The 23,188-nt window shown below is 38.5% G+C and carries 33 protein-coding genes and 1 pseudogene; 5 read left to right on the top strand and 29 right to left on the bottom strand.

What is annotated here, in order from left to right; genetic code table 11:
• Complete coding sequence (locus ACVBD2_RS00655) at positions 1-522, top strand: ATP-binding protein (protein ID WP_235097733.1); 522 nt, start codon at positions 1-3, stop codon at positions 520-522.
• Between the two features lie 88 nt (positions 523-610).
• On the opposite strand, the gene ACVBD2_RS00650 is transcribed toward ACVBD2_RS00655, so the two are convergent.
• From ACVBD2_RS00650 to ACVBD2_RS00590, 13 genes are all read right to left on the bottom strand, one after another.
• Entirely contained in the window at positions 611-1,552 is a 942-nt protein-coding gene (locus tag ACVBD2_RS00650) for a YitT family protein (protein WP_235097731.1), read from the bottom strand.
• Positions 1,530-3,293 carry an aspartate--tRNA ligase gene (gene aspS, locus ACVBD2_RS00645; protein ID WP_235097729.1) on the bottom strand — a complete coding sequence of 588 codons (1,764 nt, stop codon included), beginning with the start codon at positions 3,291-3,293 and terminating at the stop codon, positions 1,530-1,532. The genes ACVBD2_RS00650 and aspS overlap by 23 nt, the downstream gene beginning before the upstream one ends.
• 151 nt (positions 3,294-3,444) lie before the next feature.
• Positions 3,445-3,663, bottom strand: coding sequence for a hypothetical protein (locus tag ACVBD2_RS00640; protein WP_000832174.1), 219 nt, complete (start codon positions 3,661-3,663; stop codon positions 3,445-3,447).
• A gap of 17 nt (positions 3,664-3,680) precedes the next feature.
• Complete coding sequence (locus ACVBD2_RS00635; RefSeq protein ID WP_235097727.1) at positions 3,681-4,322, bottom strand: CPBP family intramembrane glutamic endopeptidase; 642 nt, start codon at positions 4,320-4,322, stop codon at positions 3,681-3,683.
• 9 nt (positions 4,323-4,331) lie between these two features.
• Positions 4,332-5,066: a DUF3169 family protein gene (locus tag ACVBD2_RS00630; RefSeq protein ID WP_235097725.1), complete on the bottom strand. Its 735-nt coding sequence runs from the start codon at positions 5,064-5,066 to the stop codon at positions 4,332-4,334.
• 13 nt (positions 5,067-5,079) lie between these two features.
• Entirely contained in the window at positions 5,080-5,430 is a 351-nt protein-coding gene (locus ACVBD2_RS00625) for a PspC domain-containing protein (protein WP_235098702.1), read from the bottom strand.
• A 3-nt stretch (positions 5,431-5,433) separates the two neighbouring features.
• Positions 5,434-5,631: a hypothetical protein gene (locus tag ACVBD2_RS00620; protein WP_061599175.1), complete on the bottom strand. Its 198-nt coding sequence runs from the start codon at positions 5,629-5,631 to the stop codon at positions 5,434-5,436.
• Positions 5,618-5,806, bottom strand: a complete 189-nt coding sequence (locus ACVBD2_RS00615; protein WP_038804241.1) for a hypothetical protein — start codon at positions 5,804-5,806, stop codon at positions 5,618-5,620. The genes ACVBD2_RS00620 and ACVBD2_RS00615 overlap by 14 nt, the downstream gene beginning before the upstream one ends.
• Complete coding sequence (locus tag ACVBD2_RS00610; RefSeq protein WP_000916947.1) at positions 5,806-6,009, bottom strand: helix-turn-helix transcriptional regulator; 204 nt, start codon at positions 6,007-6,009, stop codon at positions 5,806-5,808. The genes ACVBD2_RS00615 and ACVBD2_RS00610 overlap by 1 nt, the downstream gene beginning before the upstream one ends.
• Positions 6,010-6,155: 146 nt before the next feature.
• On the bottom strand, positions 6,156-7,436 hold the full coding sequence (hisS, locus tag ACVBD2_RS00605; protein WP_235097721.1) for a histidine--tRNA ligase: 1,281 nt from the start codon (positions 7,434-7,436) through the stop codon (positions 6,156-6,158).
• A gap of 77 nt (positions 7,437-7,513) precedes the next feature.
• Positions 7,514-8,761: an MFS transporter gene (locus ACVBD2_RS00600; RefSeq protein ID WP_461685826.1), complete on the bottom strand. Its 1,248-nt coding sequence runs from the start codon at positions 8,759-8,761 to the stop codon at positions 7,514-7,516.
• Positions 8,762-8,980: 219 nt separating this feature from the next.
• Positions 8,981-10,252, bottom strand: a complete 1,272-nt coding sequence (locus ACVBD2_RS00595) for an MFS transporter (RefSeq protein ID WP_235097717.1) — start codon at positions 10,250-10,252, stop codon at positions 8,981-8,983.
• 33 nt (positions 10,253-10,285) lie between these two features.
• Positions 10,286-11,137 carry a helix-turn-helix domain-containing protein gene (locus tag ACVBD2_RS00590; protein ID WP_461685825.1) on the bottom strand — a complete coding sequence of 284 codons (852 nt, stop codon included), beginning with the start codon at positions 11,135-11,137 and terminating at the stop codon, positions 10,286-10,288.
• Positions 11,138-11,260: 123 nt separating this feature from the next.
• On the opposite strand from ACVBD2_RS00590, the gene ACVBD2_RS00585 reads away from it, so the two are divergent.
• Complete coding sequence (locus ACVBD2_RS00585; RefSeq protein ID WP_001204052.1) at positions 11,261-11,602, top strand: metal-sulfur cluster assembly factor; 342 nt, start codon at positions 11,261-11,263, stop codon at positions 11,600-11,602.
• Between the two features lie 174 nt (positions 11,603-11,776).
• Here ACVBD2_RS00585 and ilvD read toward each other — a convergent pair whose 3' ends face one another.
• The gene (ilvD, locus tag ACVBD2_RS00580; RefSeq protein ID WP_000137380.1) at positions 11,777-13,480 is read right to left on the bottom strand and encodes a dihydroxy-acid dehydratase; all 1,704 of its coding nucleotides are present in this window, start codon (positions 13,478-13,480) and stop codon (positions 11,777-11,779) included.
• Between the two features lie 220 nt (positions 13,481-13,700).
• On the opposite strand from ilvD, the gene rpmF reads away from it, so the two are divergent.
• Positions 13,701-13,883, top strand: a complete 183-nt coding sequence (rpmF, locus tag ACVBD2_RS00575) for a 50S ribosomal protein L32 (RefSeq protein ID WP_000290417.1) — start codon at positions 13,701-13,703, stop codon at positions 13,881-13,883.
• 15 nt (positions 13,884-13,898) lie between these two features.
• Entirely contained in the window at positions 13,899-14,048 is a 150-nt protein-coding gene (gene rpmG / locus ACVBD2_RS00570; RefSeq protein WP_001265622.1) for a 50S ribosomal protein L33, read from the top strand.
• A gap of 448 nt (positions 14,049-14,496) precedes the next feature.
• On the opposite strand, the gene ACVBD2_RS00565 is transcribed toward rpmG, so the two are convergent.
• From ACVBD2_RS00565 to ACVBD2_RS00540, 6 genes and pseudogenes are all read right to left on the bottom strand, one after another.
• Positions 14,497-15,546, bottom strand: a complete 1,050-nt coding sequence (locus ACVBD2_RS00565; protein WP_000126416.1) for a DUF389 domain-containing protein — start codon at positions 15,544-15,546, stop codon at positions 14,497-14,499.
• Positions 15,543-15,866 (bottom strand): potassium channel family protein, encoded by a 324-nt coding sequence (locus ACVBD2_RS00560; RefSeq protein ID WP_001253404.1) that lies wholly within the window; start codon positions 15,864-15,866, stop codon positions 15,543-15,545. Before ACVBD2_RS00560 ends, ACVBD2_RS00565 begins: the two co-directional genes overlap by 4 nt.
• Positions 15,867-15,879: 13 nt before the next feature.
• Positions 15,880-16,221: a hypothetical protein gene (locus tag ACVBD2_RS00555; RefSeq protein ID WP_000397556.1), complete on the bottom strand. Its 342-nt coding sequence runs from the start codon at positions 16,219-16,221 to the stop codon at positions 15,880-15,882.
• Positions 16,203-16,448, bottom strand: a pseudogene (locus ACVBD2_RS00550) (TMEM175 family protein); the annotation flags it as partial. The gene ACVBD2_RS00555 and the pseudogene ACVBD2_RS00550, both read right to left, overlap by 19 nt.
• Positions 16,449-16,846: 398 nt before the next feature.
• Positions 16,847-17,185 carry a Cd(II)/Zn(II)-sensing metalloregulatory transcriptional regulator CadX gene (gene cadX / locus ACVBD2_RS00545; protein ID WP_000711083.1) on the bottom strand — a complete coding sequence of 113 codons (339 nt, stop codon included), beginning with the start codon at positions 17,183-17,185 and terminating at the stop codon, positions 16,847-16,849.
• 11 nt (positions 17,186-17,196) lie between these two features.
• Positions 17,197-17,811 (bottom strand): CadD family cadmium resistance transporter, encoded by a 615-nt coding sequence (locus ACVBD2_RS00540; protein WP_000250556.1) that lies wholly within the window; start codon positions 17,809-17,811, stop codon positions 17,197-17,199.
• A 28-nt stretch (positions 17,812-17,839) separates the two neighbouring features.
• Between ACVBD2_RS00540 and ACVBD2_RS00535 the strand changes: the two genes are divergently transcribed.
• On the top strand, positions 17,840-18,025 hold the full coding sequence (locus ACVBD2_RS00535; RefSeq protein ID WP_009013804.1) for a hypothetical protein: 186 nt from the start codon (positions 17,840-17,842) through the stop codon (positions 18,023-18,025).
• Between the two features lie 286 nt (positions 18,026-18,311).
• On the opposite strand, the gene ACVBD2_RS00530 is transcribed toward ACVBD2_RS00535, so the two are convergent.
• The 9 genes from ACVBD2_RS00530 to ACVBD2_RS00490 form a co-directional block, all read right to left on the bottom strand.
• Entirely contained in the window at positions 18,312-18,524 is a 213-nt protein-coding gene (locus ACVBD2_RS00530; RefSeq protein ID WP_000710706.1) for a hypothetical protein, read from the bottom strand.
• Between the two features lie 66 nt (positions 18,525-18,590).
• Complete coding sequence (locus ACVBD2_RS00525) at positions 18,591-18,782, bottom strand: hypothetical protein (RefSeq protein WP_000177340.1); 192 nt, start codon at positions 18,780-18,782, stop codon at positions 18,591-18,593.
• Positions 18,783-19,070, bottom strand: coding sequence for a hypothetical protein (locus ACVBD2_RS00520; RefSeq protein WP_000542381.1), 288 nt, complete (start codon positions 19,068-19,070; stop codon positions 18,783-18,785).
• A gap of 113 nt (positions 19,071-19,183) precedes the next feature.
• Positions 19,184-19,411, bottom strand: coding sequence for a hypothetical protein (locus tag ACVBD2_RS00515; RefSeq protein ID WP_009013763.1), 228 nt, complete (start codon positions 19,409-19,411; stop codon positions 19,184-19,186).
• 72 nt (positions 19,412-19,483) lie between these two features.
• Positions 19,484-19,699 carry a hypothetical protein gene (locus ACVBD2_RS00510; protein WP_000043341.1) on the bottom strand — a complete coding sequence of 72 codons (216 nt, stop codon included), beginning with the start codon at positions 19,697-19,699 and terminating at the stop codon, positions 19,484-19,486.
• Between the two features lie 75 nt (positions 19,700-19,774).
• Positions 19,775-19,957, bottom strand: coding sequence for a hypothetical protein (locus ACVBD2_RS00505; protein ID WP_000780387.1), 183 nt, complete (start codon positions 19,955-19,957; stop codon positions 19,775-19,777).
• A gap of 617 nt (positions 19,958-20,574) precedes the next feature.
• Positions 20,575-21,186 carry a 30S ribosomal protein S4 gene (rpsD, locus tag ACVBD2_RS00500; protein ID WP_000092756.1) on the bottom strand — a complete coding sequence of 204 codons (612 nt, stop codon included), beginning with the start codon at positions 21,184-21,186 and terminating at the stop codon, positions 20,575-20,577.
• Between the two features lie 202 nt (positions 21,187-21,388).
• Positions 21,389-22,423: a sensor histidine kinase gene (locus ACVBD2_RS00495; RefSeq protein WP_461685824.1), complete on the bottom strand. Its 1,035-nt coding sequence runs from the start codon at positions 22,421-22,423 to the stop codon at positions 21,389-21,391.
• The gene (locus ACVBD2_RS00490) at positions 22,420-23,118 is read right to left on the bottom strand and encodes a response regulator transcription factor (RefSeq protein ID WP_000751227.1); all 699 of its coding nucleotides are present in this window, start codon (positions 23,116-23,118) and stop codon (positions 22,420-22,422) included. Before ACVBD2_RS00490 ends, ACVBD2_RS00495 begins: the two co-directional genes overlap by 4 nt.
• Positions 23,119-23,188: the final 70 nt, after the last annotated feature.

The following is a 23,188-nucleotide window of genomic DNA, read 5'->3' as shown; positions in this document are numbered from 1 at the left end:
TTGGAATATATTTTATTAGTAGGTGTCCATGGTGTTGGTAAAACAACTTTGTTAGAAAATCTAAAAAAGGATATGCAATTTGTTGCCTTATCAATCAGCGACCTAATTCGTCAAGCAGGAAATAAAATACAGTCTTTCGATAAGTTTACAAAAAATATTACTAACAATCAAGAACTGTGGAAACAAGAATTAGCGACCTATCCATTTAAGGATAATGATGTTGTAATATTGGATGGACATTTTACACTTTTAAATCATTCGAAGGAAATCGTCAAATTACCTTTTTCTACTTTTGATGGTTTGGAAATCAGTAAAATTATATTGAAGAAAGAGCATCCTGTCGTTATTCGAGAGAGATTAGAGCAAAGGGATAATCAGTACTGGAAACAAGAATTGATTGAGTCTTTTCAAGACAGTGAGGAAAATCAAGCTTTGGAATTCTCTCGTTTAAAAAATATTCCCATTTTTATTTATGATAATGATTCGAAATTAGACGAACTCAAAAATCTATTAAATGGCTAGAAATGAATTTTGAAATATGAACAGCACCCCATAAGTTGAACAAAAATCTAACTTATGGGGCGCTGTTCTATATTGCTGTCTTGCATGTCTAATTGTCTGTTTCTACGAATCGTCCTAGGATGTGGACATTTTCAGATACAGAGACGAAGGCTGTCGGATCGACTTGTTTCATGATGTGTTTAAAATCATTAAACTCTGCTCGCGTGATAACAGTAATCAAGACTGCTTTTCTTTCATGATTATAAGTCCCTTCTGCATCGTGGATCATGGTAGCGCCTCGGTGCAATTTTTTATGGATTTTTTCGATTACCTTGTCAGGATTACTGGTCACAATCATAGCCTGCATCCGTTTTTGCTTGGTAAAGACCGCATCTGTCACACGACTGGATACAAAAATGGTAATCATGGAGTAGAGGGCGTATTTCCAACCGAAGGTCAACCCAGCAATCAACATGATGGTCCCATTGACCAAGAAAGAAATACTACCGACATTTTTCCCCGTTTTCTTGCGAATGGTGAGGCTGACAATATCTGTACCTCCACTGGAAATACTATTGCGCAAAGCAAAGCCGATTCCCAAGCCCATGACAACACCCCCAAAAAGGGCATTGATGATGGGATCCTCTGTCAGCGTCACAACGGGCACAAACTGGATAAAAAGGGAACTCATGGATACCGTGATAAAGGTAAAGACCGTAAACTTATGTCCAATCTGATACCAAGCCAAAATCATCAACGGAAAATTGATAGCATAAAAGGTTAGCGATATCGGAATGTAAAAACCAAACCAGTGATGACTCAAGGCAGAGATAATCTGTGCCAGACCCGTCGCGCCACTGGAGTAAACGTGTCCTGGTTGAAAAAAGAAATTGACTGCTACTGCTGACAAAAAGCCATAAACCAGAGAAGCCGATACTTTCTCATCATATTTTTCCCGAGAGATACTTTGTAAAACTCGTAAGATTTTTATCTGATAAGCAAAGCGGCGCAGATAATAGCGCCACCGCTTAATTCGTTTTGCTTGTTTCATCTTCTTCTACTTGTAAGCTGAGTTCCTTCAGTTGTTTGAGAGCGACTGTTGATGGAGCTTGAGTCATTGGATCAGTCGCCTTGTTATTCTTAGGAAAGGCAATGACTTCACGGATATTTTCTTCTCCTGCTAAGAGCATCACAAAGCGGTCAAGACCGATAGCCAAACCACCATGTGGTGGGAAACCATAATCCATAGCTTCCAATAGGAAACCAAACTGGTCATTTGCTTCTTCAACTGAGAAACCAAGAGCCTTGAACATGCGTTCTTGAAGGTCTTTTTGGTTGATACGAAGGCTACCACCACCAAGCTCATAACCGTTCAAGACAATATCGTAAGCAATGGCACGAACCTTAGCCAAATCACCTTCTAATTCGTGAGCTGTTTCTTCCTGTGGAAGGGTAAATGGATGGTGGGCGCTCATGTAGCGGCCTTCTTCTTCAGACCATTCAAACATTGGCCAATCAACCACCCAAAGGAAGTTGAACTTATCATTATCAATCAAGCCAAGCTCTTTGGCGATACGGCCACGAAGGGAGCCAAGGGTTGCATTAGCTACCTCAAGCGTATCCGCCACAAAGAGAACTAAATCCTTGTCTTCAAGGCCGAGTGCTGCAGTCAATTCTGCTTGGATACCAGTCAAGAATTTGGCAACTGGTCCGTTTAATTCTCCATCAACCACCTTGACCCAAGCAAGACCTTTGGCACCGTACTGCTTGGCTACTTCAGTCATCTTGTCGATGTCTTTACGTGAGTAGTTATCTGCTGCTCCTTTAACCACAATGGCTTTTACAGTAGGTGCTTCTGAGAAGACTTTAAAATCAACACCCTTGACAACTTCTGTCAAGTCCTGAAGCAACATATCAAAACGAGTATCTGGTTTGTCAGAACCGTAAAGAGCCATCGCGTCATCATACTTCATACGAGGGAATGGAAGCGTCACGTCAATGCCTTTGGTTTCTTTCATCACGCGCGCAATCAAGCCTTCTGTAATATCTTGGATTTCTTGCTCCGTAAGGAAGGATGTTTCCAAGTCGACCTGAGTAAACTCAGGCTGACGATCGCCACGCAAGTCTTCGTCACGGAAACATTTGACGATTTGGTAATAACGGTCAAAACCAGCATTCATCAAGAGCTGTTTAGTAATTTGTGGACTTTGAGGAAGCGCGTAGAAATGCCCTTTATTGACACGAGATGGCACCAAATAGTCACGCGCCCCTTCTGGCGTTGATTTAGAAAGGAATGGCGTCTCCACATCGATAAACTCCAACTCATCCAAGTAGTTGCGGATAGAGTGAGTCACCTTGGCACGAAGCTTAAGGTTTTCCAACATCTCTGGACGGCGAAGGTCAAGGTAACGGTAACGCAAACGCGTATCGTCATTGGCCTCAATCCCATCCTTAATCTCAAATGGTGTTGTTTTAGCTGTATTAAGCACTGTCAATGCTGTCACGTTTAACTCAACTGCACCAGTCGGCAATTTATCATTTGCCTGTTCACGCGCAGCGACTTGTCCAGTCACCTCAATGACAAATTCGCTACGAAGACTTTCAGCCGTTGCCATGACCTCTGCAGATACTTTTTCAGGGTTGATAACCAACTGCATGATCCCTTCACGGTCACGAAGGTCGATAAAGATCAAACCACCCAAGTCACGACGACGCCCAACCCATCCTTTCAAGGTCATTTCTTGTCCGATGTGTTCCTCACGAACACGACCAGCATACATACTACGTTTCATTGTTTCTCTCCTCTTTTATTCTGTTACTATTTTACCATAAAAGCGCAGGCTCTTCATGAAAATCAGCAGAAAAGTTTGATTGTCTTTAGGAATCAAAACGAACAGACAAAAAATCCGATGAAAACGTCATCGGATTCTCTGATTATGATTCTTAACCTTTTTTACGCTTTTCAGCAATCTCAGCTGCCTTTTTAGGTAGAACAATCTCCGTCGCATAAGCCGAAGCAAAACGCAAGACACCTGCAATAGGCGCAAAGACAATCGCTAGATAGTTGTAAAAGAAGTCGCCTTTAAAGGCATAGGCAAGTGCCCCGATGATAAAGAAGAGAACGACCGCCTGTATCACTGCTAATAAAATTACTCGTTTCATGTGACCTCCTGACTCTATTATAGCATGAGTATCATCAAAAAGCCGATTAAATTATTCAAAGCGTGTAAAGAAATACTGTAAAGAAGACCTTTTCGACTCACATAAGCCAGACCCAAACTCAATCCCAGACTGGCATAAACTAAAAACTGTTGCAAAGTTCCTGGAAAATGAATCAAGGCAAAAAGCACACTCGATACGAGGAGAAACAGAGTTGTCTGTTTGCTGTTGTTCTGTTTAGGAAAGAGATAGCGCGCTAACATCCCTCTAAAAATTAGTTCTTCTGTCAGAGGAGCAAAGACCACCACCATAAAGAAACCAAAGACAGGCTGAGCCAATGTCAATTGTGATACAGTCTGTTGATTAGCCGACGGATCATCTGGCAAAAAGAACTGGGCTGTAATCGCCACTAGCAAAACCAGAGTAGGCAACCAGATATAACGATTAAAAGCAGTCGTCTGGATGCTAACCTTTTCTGTCTGATACCATCTGTAAACTCCATAAACATAGGCCCCTGACAGAGCGATATAAAGTGGTAAGACTCCATATATTGAAGCCCCTAGTCCAAGAGCTGATAAAGCCATACTCTGAACTAGACCATAACCAAAGAAAAAGGATAGAACAGCTAGAAGAAACCAGCCGAGATTTTTAAGTAAGTTCATATAGGCCTCCTATTTGAAATAGCGTTTTACCATAGGTAACTGCATCACATTGATGTAAATATGGATAGTTCCTACGAGCAAGAAGGCTAGTAACTGAATCTCTCCTGTCAATAAAGAAAAGAGATCAATCAGAAAGTAGAGACCTGGCAAAACATACTGATTTAATTGGAATAAAACCCGAAAACTCTGTTCCAAATTAGCCTGACGCTCCCCTTCATCATAAGAATTTATATAGTCCAAAACATCCTTTGGTGTAGAGAAGAATTCCAAATCAAACTGACGAACGATTGCAATTGTTTTATAGAGATATTTTTGAGCACTGAAAACCATCACTAATGCCAAAAAAGAAAGAGATAATGTTAGATAGCTTACATTCAGTACAATTACTTCACTTCCTGAAATGAAGAGAGACAATAAAATCGCTACGCCTGTTATATTAAAAGCGATGGTTCCAAACTCAAGATTACGATACATTTGTACATAATAGGTTTCATTCAGATCATCATCCATTTCCTCTTGATACAAGGAGTGAAACTTTCTACTTTTCTTTAAGAAATTGAAAGTCAAAAGAATGCTAATAAAACCTAACAGTAAACAAATAGCTGATATCCATGGTATCAAGACCTTTACATCTAAAATAGTTCCATGGGATTCTGCACGTGTCTTAAACATCCCTGCAAAACTGCCCAAGAAACCTCCCAAGACAACAGCCGCTAAAAATAACAATCCACGTTTCTTTTTCATATTCATCCTTTCTCTAAACTAATCCAGCTAACCAGTGACCAAACGCTTTACCTGATTCAAAAATAGATGTCAATCCCTCTGAACCAAGTGATACTAAAATCAAACAAACAGCAAACAAAAGAATAGCTTGGTTTCTAGCTTTTTTTGCCCCATCTCCCAAGGGTTCATTGCCAAGCCAACCTGCTAGATAGGCATAGAGAGTTACTGTTATAATCCCAATCTCTGTCGAAGAGAGAAACAGCAAGACTGTCACCAAACGAACGATATTGGCTTGAATATTAAAATAATTTCCTAAACCTGCACAAACACCCGCAAGTTCTTTGTGCTCAGTATCTACTTGAAAATCTGCTAAAAACTTTTTCATCATTCATTCTCCTTTTTCACTTGCTAGATTTTTGGATTTCTTTTCAATCCAGTCAACTACTGGGATGAGAGCAAAGTAGGCCCAAACAAATTGGTCGCTTTGATATGGATTAAACCAGCCTAGGTCCATCCCAATCAGTAAAAACACACTGACTAATAGAGCTATGGCAACTACATAATAGATTACTTTATACTTGTTCATCATTTTTCTCCTTCTTCTTTAACCAATTGAAAATGGACAAGAGGACTAAATTAATCCAAAACAAATACTTACTTTCAACAAAATAAAACCAACCGAATAATGTTCCAATCATAGCGAAAGCATTCACAATAAAGGCAAAAACACTCATATAATAAATCACTTTATACTTGTTCATCACTCATCCTCCTCTATACGAAATACCGACTCGACTGGTTCATTGAATATCTGTGAAATCTTCAGGGCGATTACAATGGACGGGGTGTACTCATCCCGTTCTAGCAAACTGATGGTTTGCCTGGACACGCCAGCTAGTTTGGCCAGCTCTGTTTGATTCAGGCCATCGCGAGCCCGAAGCTCTTTTAGACGATTTTTTAGCATGTCTTTTTTCTCCTTTGTTCTTATCTTGATTTCATTGTAACACATCTTTTTCTTTTTGACAATTATATTTGTCAAAAAGTTTATGATTTTTGTCATTTTGTAAAAGAAAAAGGTCAGGAATAAGATCCTGACCGGTTTATCTATCATTAAAATCCTAGTTTTTCAAATACTTCTGAAAAGTTTTGGCTGATAGCATCAAGCGTAACTTCCACTTCTTCTCGAGTTTGGTTGTTCTTGACCTTGACTTGTCCGCTTTCGACTTCACTTTCACCTAGAGTAATGAGAGTCTTAGCCGCAAAGACATCGGCTGACTTGAACTGAGCTTTGAGTTTACGGTTGAGGTAATCACGCTCTGCTTTGAAACCTTGTTGGCGAAGGGCTTGTACCAACTCCAAAGCCTTGACATTTGCTCCTTCACCCAAGACTGCGATATAAACATCTAGAGCATTTTCGATAGGGAGAGCCACCCCTTGCTTTTCAAGGATGAGAAGCAGGCGCTCTACACCAAGTCCAAAACCAAATCCAGCAGTTTCTGGGCCTCCAAAGTAGGCAACCAAGCCATCGTAGCGACCACCCGCACAGACAGTCAAGTCATTGCCCTCAATCTCTGTGACAAATTCAAAAATCGTGTGGTTGTAATAGTCCAAACCACGCACCATATTGGTATCGATAATGTAGTCTACTCCGAGAGTTTCCAACATCTGACGCACAGCATCAAAGTGGGCTTGGCTTTCTTCATCAAGGAAGTCCAAGATAGACGGCGCATTCTCTACTGCTAGCTTATCTTCTTTTTCCTTAGAGTCCAAGACACGGAGAGGATTTTCCTCCAAACGACGTTGGCTATCCTTAGACAAAGTCTCCTTAAGCGGTGTCAAATAGTCGATCAAGGCTTGACGATAGGCCGCACGGCTCTCAGGATTGCCAAGAGTGTTGAGGTGCAGTTTCACATCTTTAATGCCAATCTCTTTCAAGAAATGGGCTGCCATAGCGATGGTTTCCACATCGGTAGCTGGATTGCTAGAACCAAAGCACTCAACACCAATCTGGTGAAACTGGCGCAAACGTCCTGCTTGCGGACGCTCATAGCGGAACATTGGACCCATGTAGTAGAACTTACTTGGCTTTTGCACTTCTGGGGCGAAGAGTTTATTCTCTACATAGGAACGGACAACGGGCGCTGTTCCTTCTGGACGGAGAGTGATGTGTCGGTCACCCTTGTCATAGAAATCGTACATTTCCTTGGTTACGATATCCGTTGTGTCTCCAACGGAACGACTGATGACTTCGTAGTGTTCAAAAATAGGCGTGCGCACTTCTGCATAGTTATAGCGCTTGAAAACTTCACGGGCAAAGCCCTCAACGTACTGCCACTTGGCAGACTCAGCAGGTAAAATATCCTGCGTTCCTTTTGGTTTTTGTAATTTCATAGAAAATCCTCTTTATAACTTAATAGTCCTATTTTACCATAAATAGAGGGATTAAAACAGTGAGAAAAAATTAGGATTCAAATATCATTTTTGAGATTAAGAATTGTCAAAAAAATAGCTAGCAAAGAAAGACCAACAAATAGCATCCAAGTCAACTGTATATTCCATACGGCTACAAGTGAAAAACTAGCTGTTCCCACAGGTATGGATAAGGTAAACAATAAACCCAAAAAATTACTGGTACGAGCTAGAACCTCTGGAGCTAGATTTTTCATGAGCATGGCACTAATCTTTGGTGAAACTTTGCCAGACACATACAGAGTTAAAAAGAGAAATAGCAAACCAAGCACGACTTGATTGAATAAGTTAGCCAGACCAACTAGACTGAGTCCCAAGGTCGCCCACATCATCAATCTAGGCAAGGACTGCTTCCCAAAATAATCATTGCCCGTAAGGCTACTGATGATGACTGCTACTAAAACACAGAATTGATTGATAAATAGTGCCTCTGTGTAAGAAAAATTCAAGAGAGAATGGCTCAAAAAGAAGATGTTATAAATGCTTCCTAAAGCGCCACCCAAGGCATTAATAAGCAAGACAGCAAAGAGCATAAAACCAAAGTTTTTCTGTCCACTTTTAAGAAAAACGAGGCGTAAATTTCGATAAATCGTTAGGAACTGGTCTTTGATAGAAAGCTTCTCATTCTTTAGGATTTCACCATCAGGAGATGAAATTGACAGGTTTAATTTGCTTCTTCCTAAAAAGAGAATAGAGGCTGATACGAGGAAAAAACAAGCATTGATTCCCGCAACGAGAGAAAAATTGTTGACCGATAGACCTAAGAGCCAGACTCCGAAAGCTTGACCACCAATAGCTGAAATATAGGTGATAAACTGGGAAAAAGAGTAAGCCTCCATCAGATCATCTTCAGCTACTTTTTCCTTAATGAGAGGCATGCGCAAACCACCTGCAAAATCACTGATGACATCACTAATGACATTGATTAAACACAGGCTAGAAAAGGCAAAGAGACTCGCTTGCTGAACAATTAGGGCTGCTAGAAAAAATAGAACCGCCTGAAACAAACCGCTATAGGTCATCCATTTGACCTTGTCCCTCGTGTAATCTGCACGAATCCCTACAAAAACTGTAAAGAGAGTCGGAAGAATCATGACAATATTCGCCATAGCAACAGCAAAAGATGCTTGTGGTAAGGTCGATGCATAGACGATAAATACCAGGTTGAAAATCGAAGCACCAAAAGCATTGAAGAATCGTGACAAAGTCAAGAGTCGATAAGCTTGATTTCTAAACAATAGCTTCATAGGTAATCTCCCTTCTTGTTCGAACTTCTATATGAAGTATGACTTTAGTATAGCACTTAAAAATTTTAGAGGAAGAACTTTTGAATATATGCAACAAATAAAATGAGCAAAAAACGATAGAACTTCTTTGATGACCTGAGAGAGATCAAGAGTTCTATCGCTTCAAATTTTAAATCATACTTCTTTAGTAATAAAAAATGAATCTTATCTAAATATAGATTACTCTAATCTTAGTATTCTAAAAATTTTAGGTAACATTATAGTTATATATATTAGGAGGGTTACTCCCCCAAATATGAATATCAACCCTCCATTCACTTCTTTTTGAAAAAGATAAGTGAATACTATGGTACCTATCGGCATGATAGATGTATTTAGTGTAAATAAAGTACTCATTACTCTGCCTAAAAATTTTGTTTCGATGGTACTTTGAAGGTAAGTCATCACAATGATATTTAAAACAACAAGAGTAAACGCTATGATTCCCATAAATATACTACCAAGAAAAGAAATAATAATTTGAGAGTTAGTTGATGCAAATGTGATGCCTAAACCAATAATAGCCATAGTTAAGAGAACAAGTGGCATGGTTATCTTACTCTCGAGTAAGATGTTGTTTTCTTTCTTATCTGGCAATAGTGACATTGAAATACTAGCTAAAAGCATTCCTACTGCGGCCATAGTTTCAAGCATCCCTACTGTCGAGTTATCTAACAGAAGTTGCTCTTTTAATACAAAGGGCACCCCAATACTGATAGATGTGTAGAAAAAATTGAGGATAACACTTACAAGAATAATGTATTTTACAATTTGATTTTCTTTAAGAAATTGAATGATTTCTTTGATTCCATGCAGAGGATTTTCACAATTCGTGGCCTTGTTCTCTTGCTCGTTATATTCATAGTAAAATTTCATACTAAGTAGAACTCCTAAAGAGAGGAGGTTTGCAAAGATTTCAATTAGAATAAAACCTGCAAAACCTAACCAACCATAAAAAATGACTCCAATAGCTGGAGAAAGCATGGTTGCAATTGCAATGGCAGTCTGTGTAACAGAACTTAATCTTTGAATTTTTTTATCATTTACTAATTCATGAATTGAGGCTGAATAACAAGTATCACTTATATTTACTGTAATAGAGTGAAGTATTACAAACGGAATTACTAGGTATAAGATACTCGAAGAATCCATAAGAAAATAAAAAGCATAGAACAAAAGAAAGGTAAAAATTCTAAAGATGAAATTATATATCAAAATTTTCTTGTGTGGGTATCTATCTACTAGATTACCAATGGGAACTAAGAAAATCAGACTGACTAAAGGATAAATAATCATATTAATCCCAAAACTCATTGCAGATTTTGTTTGATCCAGTAGCATCAAACCTAAAGCAAAATTGAAAGATTTCCCGCTCAAAGAGCCAATGAAATTGCTAATAAAATCTTTTATAATTTGCTTATTTGAGATACGGTCACTAATTATATTTTTCATTTACATTCTCCCCTCTTCTTAATTTGCAGATATTCAACAATCGGTCGTTTTTCTATAGTATTCGGCAGATTTGTTACAGCCAAGCATCTCAAAAATATGGACAGCATCTTCCATCTTTTTCTGACCCTCCTTAACTCTACCTTGCTTGCTATCAAGGAGACCTTCTGCCCACAAATAGACAATTCGGAAATAGGTCTCGTTTTCCTTGTAGAAATGCTCTTCGATAACACGTTTAAAATAATAGGCATTGGTAAATTCTTCACACTCAATGCTGGCTAAAAAACCATTCAGTAGCATGGTGTGAAATAGGTTCCGATTTCCCTTCATTTCCATTAGAAAATCAGATTTTCGGACCATTTCTCGTACATATCTAGTAAAAAGAGGAATAGATAAGAGAGGAGAACTAACCGAGAATAAATTGAGTTCATACATCCCCCAAATCTCAGTAGAAAACAGGTAATCATGAAGGACTTTCCCTTCCTCTGCTGTTAACTCTACCGTTTCATCCATGCTCTTCATATAAGACTTGATCATAATGGCATTTAGAATATGTTTCTGTTTATTTTGAGAATCGGCATGCTTTTGATACTCCTTACGATACAAGTCCTCGAGAGGTGCTATGTTCTTTGGATCCAAGATATCTGTGATTTCTTTTCTCAACTCAGAATCTGTATCATACTGAAAACCTCTCGCCAGAAAGAGGATTTCCTCTACACTCGCAGATATATTTTCTAAGGCAAACAGAAACTTTCCCACCGAAAGTTCACTCTGACCTGTTTCAAATCGGGACAACATGGACGGCGAAAATTGTCCCCCAGTTGCTTGTCTTAGCGAGATATTTCTTGATTCTCGTAATTGTCTAAAGACTGTTCCAATCTGCTCCATCGCCTTCCCCTTGATTCCATATTTTCTTCATTTTATCATATTTTTCAGAAAATTCATCAAAAACTTGCCAAATTGTCAGAATTATGAGAAAATAGAGGATATTTATCAGGTGGAGGGACTGTTATGAGAGACGATATCAAAATCAATGACCGCGCTTTGGCTTTACAAGACCAAATTATCGAAAAACTAGAGAAGGTTTTTGATACAGATGTGGAATTGGATGTGTACAATCTGGGCTTAATTTATGAAATCAATCTGGATGAAACAGGTCTCTGTAAGATTGTCATGACCTTCACCGATACTGCCTGTGATTGCGCCGAAAGCCTGCCTATCGAAATCGTCGCAGGTCTGAAACAAATCGAGGGTATCGAAGATGTCAAGGTTGAAGTTACCTGGTCGCCTGCTTGGAAGATCACACGAATCAGTCGCTACGGCCGTATTGCCCTTGGACTGCCACCTCGTTAATACTCTTCAAAAATCTCTTCAAACCACGTCAGCTTTATCTCCAACCCCAAAGCTGTGCTTTGAGCAACCTGCGCCTAGCTTTCTAGTTTGCTCTTTGATTTTTATTGAGTATAAGCAGGCAAATCACTTTTGAAGATGAAAAGAAGCAAGCCGAAAATGGCTTGCTTTTTAAGTTTATTTTTTACCTGACTTGTCCATATTCCAGAAGTCTGTCACGGCTCCGCGTGAAGCAGATGATACGATATGGGCATATTTACCGAGAACACCACGGCTGTAAAGAGGTGGCAATGTTGTTTCTGCCTTGCGTTTTTCAAGTTCTTCTTCTGATACGGCCATGGAAATTTCTTTGGTATCTTGGTCAACCGTAACGATATCACCTGTACGGAGGTAAGCAATCGGTCCACCATCCTGAGCTTCAGGAGCGATATGTCCGACAACCAGACCATAAGTACCACCAGAGAAGCGTCCATCCGTCAAGAGGGCAACCTTGTCTCCTTGACCTTTACCAACGATCATGGATGAAAGGGATAGCATCTCAGGCATACCAGGACCACCCTTAGGCCCAACGAAACGGACAACAACTACATCGCCATCAACGATTTCATCTGTCAGAACAGCCTGGATAGCATCTTCTTCTGAGTCAAAGACCTTAGCTGGTCCAACGTGGCGACGCACTTTCACACCTGATACTTTAGCAACCGCACCATCAGGGGCAAGGTTCCCATTCAAGATGATAAGCGGACCGTCTGCACGTTTTGGATTTTCAAGTGGCATAATGACTTTTTGGCCTGGTGTAAGGTCTGCAAAGTCAGCCAAGTTTTCAGCGACTGTCTTACCAGTACATGTGATGCGGTCGCCATGAAGGAAACCATTTGCCAAGAGGTATTTCATAACCGCAGGGACACCACCGACTTCGTAGAGGTCTTGAAAGACATACTGACCAGATGGTTTCAAGTCAGCCAAGTGAGGCACGCGCTCTTGGATCGTATTGAAGTCCTCAAGTGACAAGTCAACATTAGCCGCATGGGCAATGGCAAGCAAGTGAAGAGTGGCATTTGTAGAACCACCGAGAGCCATAGTTACAGTGATGGCATCTTCAAAAGCTTCACGAGTCAAGATATCTGATGGTTTGAGACCAAGCTCCAGCATCTTGACAACAGCACGTCCTGCTGCTTCGATATCTTCTTTCTTGTCAGCTGATTCAGCTGGATGAGATGAAGATCCTGGCAAACTCATACCGAGAACTTCGATAGCAGTTGCCATGGTATTAGCTGTATACATACCACCACAGCCACCAGGGCCAGGGCAGGCATTACATTCGAGACGTTTCACGTCCTCAGCTGTCATGTCACCATGGTTCCATTTTCCGATACCCTCAAAGACAGAAACCAAGTCAATGTCTTTGCCATCAAGATTTCCCGGTGCAATAGTACCACCATAGGCGAAAATAGCTGGAATATCCATATTGGCAATGGCAATCATAGAACCAGGCATGTTCTTGTCACAGCCACCGATAGCGACAAAGGCATCCACGTTGTGACCACCCATCGCAGCCTCAATAGAGTCCGCGATGATGTCACGAGATGTTAGAGAGAAACGCATACCAGGCGTTCCCATGGCGATCCCGTCTGCTACGGTAATGGTTCCAAACTGAACAGGCCAAGCGCCCGCAGATTTGACACCTTCTTTAGCCAATTTCCCAAAATCATGCAAGTGAATGTTACATGGTGTATTTTCCGCCCAAGTTGAAATCACTCCCACAATCGGTGTTTCAAAGTCCTTATCTGTCATTCCAGTGGCACGAAGCATGGCACGGTTTGGTGATTTCACCATACTGTCATAAACGCTACTGCGGTGACGTGTATCTAATTCTGTCATTTGTTCCCTCCCATTTCAGTTTTTACCATTATAGCACAATTTCCGCATGAAGAACAGAATAAAATTCTTGAATTTTCAGAAAATTTCGATTACTAGCTTCTAATTTTTTTATCTTTTTTTGTCAAGTAACTTTACTTTACAAAAAAAATGTGTTATCCTAGTATGGTTGATGAAAATCACTAGATTGAATCGAATTTAAATACCTAAAGGAGAAAAGAAAATGGCAGTACCTGCACGTCGCACCTCAAAAGCGAAGAAAAACAAACGTCGTACACACTACAAAGTAACAGCTCCATCTGTAAACTTTGACGAAACTACTGGAGATTACTCACGTTCTCACCGCGTATCACTTAAAGGATACTACAAAGGACGTAAAATCGCTAAAGCTGCATCAGCTGAATAATAGAAGGGAGATACCATGCGCGTAAATATCACACTTGAACACAAAGAATCTGGTGAACGCTTGTACCTTACTTCTAAAAACAAACGTAACACTCCAGACCGTCTTCAATTGAAGAAATACTCACCAAAACTTCGCAAGCACGTAGTGTTTACAGAAGTTAAGTAGGGGTTCAATACGAATCAATACATAAGAAAAACGCTGATTTAAAGCGTTTTTTCTTTTTGCCAAATGCGATATATTGCACTGTATTTCAATCCAAACTCTACCTTTTTCTCTACCTTTTTTCTTAAGACCTGGTTTGGAAAGTATGAATTTCAGTTGGACTAAAAACAGCGTAATATCAAGACTTTTCTCCGCTTTTATAAAAGCGTTTTTCCAATCAAATTCAACTAATTTTATCTAAATGGTGTGGATTTTACCCCCAAAATTACAGAGAATGGAGCTGATAAACACTAAACGTTCACACCATTAGTTAAATGATTTTTTTCATCATTTTTCTTAGATGATAGAACTTCTAATTTATTTCTTATTCAAGCAAAAACAACCTGCTATAAGTAAGAAAGAGGAAGATACAAGAAAAACACGGCGTAAAAACCGATTCAGTTCATTGTCCTCAATCCTTGTCTGCTTCATTTTCTTTTACGAGATCGTTTTGTGAATCTTTTTCAGAGAGTTTTTGATCAATATACTTGTCAATGTTTTCATAAAATTCCTTGGTCGCTTCACTATCTAATGTTGGCGAGTTCTGAACTTGATTCACTTTCAATTGAACAGATTGAATACCGTAAGAGGCTTGTTTTTGGTGGAGTGTTTCTAATTCTTCTTCTGAAATCGGATCTCCAACAACCGTCAAGACCAATTCATTGTTACTTGACTTGTAGACTTGATTAATAACCGTATAATTGGCGAACTCTTTTCCTACAAACTGTTTGATCCCTTCTTTGCGCGCTTGTTCTATTGTCAGAGTAACTGCCGAATAGCTAGCTGGAAGAATCAACAATACAATCAAAGAAATCAAGCCAATTCTCATTTTAATGCTCAGCTCTTTAAATGAAGTTAAAGGAGATTTTCTCATCAAAATTCTTGTTCCAACAATGTTGGCTAGCATGATAAAGACACAGTTGATCAAGAAAAGATAGAGAGCCCCCAATAAAAATCGTACATTCCCATTAGCTAAACCATAGCCAGCAGTACAGATAGGCGGCATCAAAGCTGTAGCAATGGCTACTCCTGGCACGATATTGTTTGCTTCTTTTTTCCTTGAACCGATCACACCAGCAATCCCACCAGCAATAGCAATGAGAACATCCCAAATGGTTGGAGAGGTTCGTGCGATCAACTCGCTACTTGCATAAGACAAGGGAGAAATCCAGAAATACAGAGTCGAGACAAGCAAACTGACCAACACTTGAGTCAATAAAACCTCTAGAGATTGCTTGATTAAACGCGTATCAAAAATAGCTAAACCGAATCCCAGTCCAACAATCGGTGTCATGAGAGGTGAAATTAACATGGCTCCAATAATAACAGCTGTTGAATTCATATTTAGACCGATAGAGGCAATAAAAATTGCACACATCAAAATCGCTGTATCTCTCAATCGAACATGAAGGTCATCGTATAATTTCTCACGGTATTCCCGTGTTGAATAATTGGCAGTCATTTGTCCTCTCCTCTTTCCTTATTTAAATCGGTATAATAATTAATAATAACAGCTGATAAACAGCCAAAAAATATGAGCCCATAAATCGTCAAGAAGACACTGGTAATCCTTCCAATCAAGGTCACAGCTAGGAGATCCCCGTAGCCGACAGTCGTCGAAGTCACAAAAGCATACCAAAGACCGTCTCCGTAATTTGTGATAGCAGGTTCAACTAGGAAAAGCACGCCTCCTGACCCAAAAACAAAGGTCACAAAACTCAGAGCAAACCGAGTAAAACCCGTAACCTGTATAATATGCCATAACATTTTTAAACGTCTCATTTGTTCTCCTTATTCATACTAGCTCCTGACCGAGCCGTTTTTTCCAATAATCAAAGTGAAGATAGGACATGATCTCCATCAGAGAAAGATAGACAAACTGATAGATCTGATTTAAGCTGATTATCAACTGATATTGTTTGAAAAATGACTGGAAGAAAGACCAGATATGACTGTCTTGAATCAGTCCCTTCTTAACATCAGACAGGATATTAGCTAAAGCTCCCAAGGACTGAAACGGTAAATCCTTGACATTTATATAGATCCGGTCCACCACATCATTCAGACTGGTATCTTGGATGGCATGAAATTCTCCAAAGAGAACTCCTGCCGCTCCAAGAGTAGAAACAAATTCCACCAAATAATTTCTGAGGAAATTTTCTCAACCTTTTCCCATAATGTGTTTAGTGCCATCCATAACGATCCCAACCAGAAAAAGGAAAGAAAATAAGCAAAGAAATTTTGCCGTAAATCCCAAAAAGCTTGAAGACTTGGTGTCGTTGGTTTTTCTAACTCTAAAATCAAAATGGTCATAATAATTGCTAGAACAGCATCTGTCAATGCAATTAATCTATCTTTCTTCATCAGATTACGTTGCCTTTCATTTTGTAGTATTCTATCTCATCGTATAATATTTATTAATCTTAAATATTGGATAGTCACTTCATATTTTGAGTACAAACAAGATACACTAAAAAGCATGTATCTGTCATATTTTATTTAACTTTAGAAATATTCATCCATCTAATCAATAAATATATCATATTTCACAATAAATGACTACTATCAAAGATACATTTTCTTTCAGATTTCTCCCTTTTAAACTTGGCTAACTTGACCTGCATTACCTAGGTCGCTTTGCTTTAAATTATACTTTTTTCTTAAAGATTTGCTACGAGTAGTCTTTCATGTGAGTAATTTTTATCAAAAAATTTCATAGATAAGTCCTATATATAATCATGATAAAGTAGTAAAAATAGTTGTTATCCTAGTTGATTAAAAAAGTCTTTGATTTCCTCATCTTTTATAAAATAATATATAATTTTCCCCTCTCTTCTAGTATCCAAGATGTTTTGATTGGCTAGTTTACGAAGATGGTGGGAGGCAGATGCCATACTGAGATTTAGTAAACAGGCTATATCACAGACACAGAGTTCTTCAACAGCAAGGAGATAAAAGATGATATTTATCTGTTTATTATCGGTAAACTTTGATAAAATACGAAGTGATTTTTGGACTTTTTCCTTTTCAAGGTAGTTCGTTGCGGTTGTAACATTTTGCTGATTTATAATATTCACTTGGCAGATACTATCTTTTTTCATAATTTTTTCTCCTAGCCGAACACAGTCCTTAGCATGTTAAAGCTGTTGTTTTCAATCAGGATATACATCCCCAGTCCTAAATAAACAACGGCAATAAACCATCTGCTATATTTTTCCAAAGTTTCTCCAACAGAAGGGACTTGTGCCAATTTTTGGGCAGAAAAAACCAAGAGATAAATCATGACTAGAAAGGTAAGTAAAGCCACTATCAAATTCGCTAAATTTAAGGTAATAAAATATGGGACAAAAACACCAATATTGTCAGCACCACAACTTGCAAAAGTAATCATAGCGACTAGAAAAATCAGGTTTTTATTATCTTTGCGCAAACCATCTTTTGCAATAGCTTCTCCATCAGAATCTCCTAAAAGCAAAACTTTGAGTCCTAGGAAAATTGGAATCAAACCGAGCAAACCTAAAATCTCTTTACTAGGAATATAATTTAAGACAAATGCAAAAAGTAAACTTAGCAATATTAGACTAACAGAGCCTAGAAATTGTCCTAAATAGATGTTAATGATGTCTTTTCTGCTTTTTCTTTTGGCAAAAAATAACATTAGGATAATAAGTAAGTCTACGGCTGTCCCAGAATACAGGATTATTGAAGTAACAACATTTTGAACCATAAAGCACCTCATTCAAATATATTTTTGAATGTATTTTAACATTAAACTTTGTAGATGTCAACTTCAGCTCCATCAAAATATAGATAAGAAGGTAGTGTCCCAAACATTAAAAAGCCCTGCCATCGAAATGATAGCAGGGCTTAACTTCAATATCCAGATGATATATTTATCTAAAAAAGGTAGAGTAAAAGGTAGAGTTTTTATTGATTTGTAGTGCGATATAATGAGTTTCCAAAAATCAAAAATCGCTTAAAATCAATATTTTGACATCTATTGACGTGTACTGAAACCCTTACTTAACCTCTGTAAGGATATAATTACGGTACCAGTATATCATAAATAATAACAAAATCTTGACTTTCCGAAAAATAAGTATTTTCCGGAAAAATATCGAAATTAAATCAAAACTAAAAATATCTCATACATTTGAACTGCACCCCAAAAGTTAGACAGAAAAAATCTAACTTTTGGGGTGCAGTTCATCAAAGGTGCTTTTCATTTTAAAAAACTTGTGGAAAAACTTCATCCCATATATCTACTAAGCTTTTCCCGTCAAATACTTTAGCTTCCATAGCTTCATCAATTGTATCAAACTGCTGACCTTCATAATCATAACCAACTACACATATACTCGATAAAAAGCAAGCACCTCGGCTATTATAATTAAATTCAAGATCTTTGTCTAAATATTTTTTAATTTCATCCTTTTTCATATAGGACCATCCCAACTAAAACAATCTCAACAAACAAGATTTTTTCCTTAGATTCTATTCCCACTACTAGCTTTCTATGATGCTGACGATTTCATCTTCAAAATATTCATAAAGAGTTCCATCAACATCTACCAGCAAGGAGTCAATCTCCTCGTCATTGTCAGAGGCGTCACAATAGTCTTCTACAAATCCTCTAACTACCGCGCCATTTTTTAACGTGATAATTACATCTGTACGGTTAAATTTCCAGAGTGTCATTTAAATATTCCTTTCAATATTGGCTAATTGCTTTGCTTTTTCGTAGTAAGGTGTTAAGAAATCGATAAAACCTTGTTTGTCGCTTGGATCATGTTCCTCTAAAAATATCATCAACTCAAAGTCATTGAGAGCGTCAAACATTTCAGAGTTTTCATTATCCCAAGCCTCGGAAAATTCCGCATCTTCTCCAAAAAGAGCGTTAAACGTAAAGGAAAAATCCCAAAAATTATCAATCTGACCACTGACTGTTTGCTGGAGCATGTCTAATACTTGTTGACTATAACCCATTACCCTTCCCCTCCTAATAAGAACGTTGTAGCATATTGAGCTACGTTCCAAAAATTTAACAGACAAAATCTAATTTTTGGGGTGCAGTTCATTCATCAAAGATGATTTTTATTTTAATAATACTGCACTTCAATTCCATCCATAATTTCTACTAAAGTGTTATCGTCAATTTTTAGAGAAATCAGATCAATGAATGATGATACCTGGTATTCCTTATCTCCAATCACCACTACAATATCATGAACAGAATTAGGAAAAATCCCACATACTTGACCATTATAATCAAAAGAGGCATCCCAACCATTGTCATATAACTCTTGTAAATCATCTAATATTGCCATATAAACTAAATCCTTTTCCATAGTGTTTTCTTTCAAATAAGGCAGGTAAAAGCACCTAGATTGTTCTAAGTCCTATGAGATTGTTTTAATCGAGACAATCTCACTCTCAAAGAGAGAAATTTCAGTAGCTTCATCTGGACTAGGATTAGCAATGAGAATAGTGATTTCATCTTGCTCATCATTGTCCATTTCGTCAACAAAGTCTATGACACGTCCCTTGATTATCTTATCGCAATTAGTGACTATCTGAACCCTTGATCGAAGATACTTCCAAAGCTGTTTACTCATTTATTTTCCTCTCTGCTATTTTTTCGATAGTTCTTATACTTTTTATAGTTAGTCGATAAAATCGCCTAGGTTGAACTAAGCACTAATAATTTTGATTTTCTTGATAATATCTTCAGGATATGAGCGATCACCTATAACTATTTCGTCAGGACCATCTAAATCATAACCGTCAAACCAATCAACCACCCTACCCTTGATGGAGGTCCCATCTTCTAAAATAAGGCGAACATTTTTATCAACATATTCCCATAATTTCATTAAGTTCCTTCTCTCTAACATCGGAACAATATGACCCAATATTAGTTATTTACTAATGGCTTTTAGTTCCTGTTAAAAGCATTATAGCACACCTTACTTGCTAAAGTACAACAAGCACCCCATTAGACTAACCTGCTACTTTGCTTTCTTGTAAAAATGTTGTATACTTAAGTAAATAAAGGAAGTAATCTTGTTCCCCCCTGTCTACTATGTGGTCGGAATGATGGTTACTTCTTTTTTCCCCCTTACTATCTCAATAGCCTTGTATTTAAAAGTTTTTTAGGCTATAATTAAATTAACGAATAGAGGTTTTCCATCTCCCCTTGAAACAGATCTTTCTGCGGTAGGAGGTGGGACGCCTCTATTTGTTTTTTAAGTCAAAATGATGTAAAATTAATTCAAGAAAGAAGTGTGGTTTTCCCGCCTAAAAGCTCTATAGCTGTGGGAGGGTCACGCTTCTTTTTACCTCTCAAAAGAGAACGCAAAAAAAGCCGTCTCATTCTTTGAAGCAGCAATGAAATCAATCTAGCAAATATCTAAACAAACCCAGAAATCAACATTTTAAGACAAAGCAAAAAGCCCACTGTTGTAGGCTTCTTACAATATAAAGTCTTATCTTAAAGCATTTTATTGTAGAATTCAACGACAAGTGCTTCGTTGATTTCTGGGTTGATTTCGTCGCGTTCTGGCAAGCGAGTCAATGAGCCTTCCAATTTTTCAGCGTCGAATGATACAAATGCTGGACGTCCAAGAGTAGCTTCTACTGCTTCAAGGATTGCTGGAACTTTCAATGATTTCTCACGAACTGAGATCACTTGACCTGGAGTTACGCGGTATGATGGGATATCAACGCGTTTTCCGTCAACAAGGATATGACCGTGGTTTACGAATTGACGAGCTTGACGACGAGTAGTCGCAAGACCAAGACGGTAAACGACGTTGTCCAAACGACGTTCCAAAAGAAGCATGAAGTTGAAACCAAGGATTCCGCCTTTGATTTTTGTAGCTTGTACGAACAAGTTACGGAATTGTTTTTCACCTACACCGTAAGTAAAACGAAGTTTTTGTTTTTCAGCCAATTGCAAACCGTATTCTGACAATTTAGAACGGTTGTTTGGTCCGTGTTGTCCTGGTACGTAGTTACGACGTGCCAATTCTTTACCTGTACCTGTAAGTGAAAGGCCAAGGCGACGAGCTTGTTTCCAAGATGGTCCTGTATAACGTGACATATGTATGTCCTCCTGATATAAATAATATTTCGGTGGAAATAGTCACTTAGAAAGCCCTGATTCGTGCAGATGCCCTTCGCCTAAACAGCCAAGGTTACTTGTCATAAGACACCTGTTGACGAGCTTCATGCTTTCCTGCTGCTATTTCACACAAAGGCTATTGTACCATGAAAAGCTCGATTTGTAAAGGGAATTTACAGTTTTATTTCAAATTGAGAGAGAATGTAAATTTGCTACCTAAGCCATACTGGCTTTCTGCTGTGATGTCGCCACCAAGCTGATGGGCTAGTTCTCGTGCAATCGCAAGACCTAAGCCATGACCACCTGTTTTCATATTGCGCGAAGTTTCTACACGATAAAGTCGTTTAAAAATCTTTTCCAAATCCTCAGGAAGGATTCCCTGGCCCTCGTCTTTCACACTGATTGTCAGCTCTTGTTCTGTTAATTGGGCTAGAACCTCAATTCTGGTTCCTGGTTCTGAATATTTAAAGGCATTGTTTAACAAATTGACCAGAATGCGAGAAAGTTTGTCATAATGGCTCTTGATTTTCGCTGACTCAGGTAACACTTGAATGTAAACATCTCGCTCCTCTTGTTCAATCTGGAGTTGAAATTCACTCATCGACTCAATCAATAGCTGATCTAAAAAGACCTCTTCAACTTCTTCATCAGCAGTATCTTGAGGTTGGGTGTTGAGAGTCAAAACATCCAACTCCTCCACTAGCTTGTTTAAACGCTCGGTTTGTCGACCAATCGTGGTTAAGTAGTGGAGTCGCTCCTCTTCCTTGATCACTCCATCTAGAATTCCCTCCACAGTAACCTGAATAGAAGTAATGGGAGTTTTAATATCGTGAGAGAGCTGCGCAATCATCATTCTTTTTTCTTGCTCACTCTCATCAAGTGATTGAAAGGTGGCCTGCAAATTGTGGGACATATCATTAAAAGCCTGGCCCAGCTCATGAAATTCTAATGGGCCTTTGGTTTCGATTTCTGTACTGAAATCCTTGCTTGCTATAGCCTGAGCTTGTTTTTTCAAATGTTTCAGAGAAGAAAAAACAGGCGACAAAAGAAAGATGCTCACTGCAGCGCCGATAAAACTAGCAATCAAGGTCATTCCAACTAGAAAGTAAACTTCACTTTTCTCAATCAACATTCGTTGGACTGCCCAGAAAACGACCAAAATCGTTAGTAGAGTCGAAACTAGGTACCCCACTAAAATATAGTTTTTTAATTTCATTTTCTACCTCTTGGTTTTTCCATCTTATAGCCCAAACCCCAGACAGTTTTGATAGCAGGAGCATTTGAATTTGTGTACTTGGTCAACTCTTGCCTCAAAGCATGGATATGAACATTGAGTGTATTAGTATCATCCACATAGTCCTCTTGCCATACCTTCTCGTAAAGTTCCGTCTTTGAAAAGACTCTCTCAGGATTGCTGGCTAATACCCATAGAAGTTCAAAGGATTTTACTGTCAATTCCAAAGGTTGATCCCCAATGCGAACCTCATGAGTCACATGGTTGATTACCAAGTCACCAAACTCGATCTGTTCTGTCTCTCTTCCACGGCTAAGGCGACGCAAGATATTATTTACTCTTAAAACCAATTCGCGTGGGCTAAAGGGTTTGACTATAAAATCATCTGCCCCCAAACTTAATCCATAAATCTTATCCTGCTCGCTTGTCTTAGCAGTTGTAAAGAGGAAGGGTTGATCAGGAGCGATATACTGAACTTCACTGATAAAATCATAACCGTCCATATTGGGCATCATGATATCTGTGATAATGAGGTCGATAGATTTTTTTCTGAAAAGTTCTAATCCCTCTTTACCATCATGGGCGACCAAAACATCGTAACCTGCCTGTATAAGATAGCGGTTTTGAATATCTAGAATATCTATCTCATCATCAACCAGCAAAATTGTCTTTTTCATCTGACACTCCTTCGATAAAAACAGTGTTATACTTGCTTTAGTATAACACTATTTTCTCTAATGTTTAAAT

This window comes from Streptococcus sp. KHUD_018, from assembly GCF_054861215.1.
This window is presented reverse-complemented; position numbering and strand designations above follow the sequence as displayed.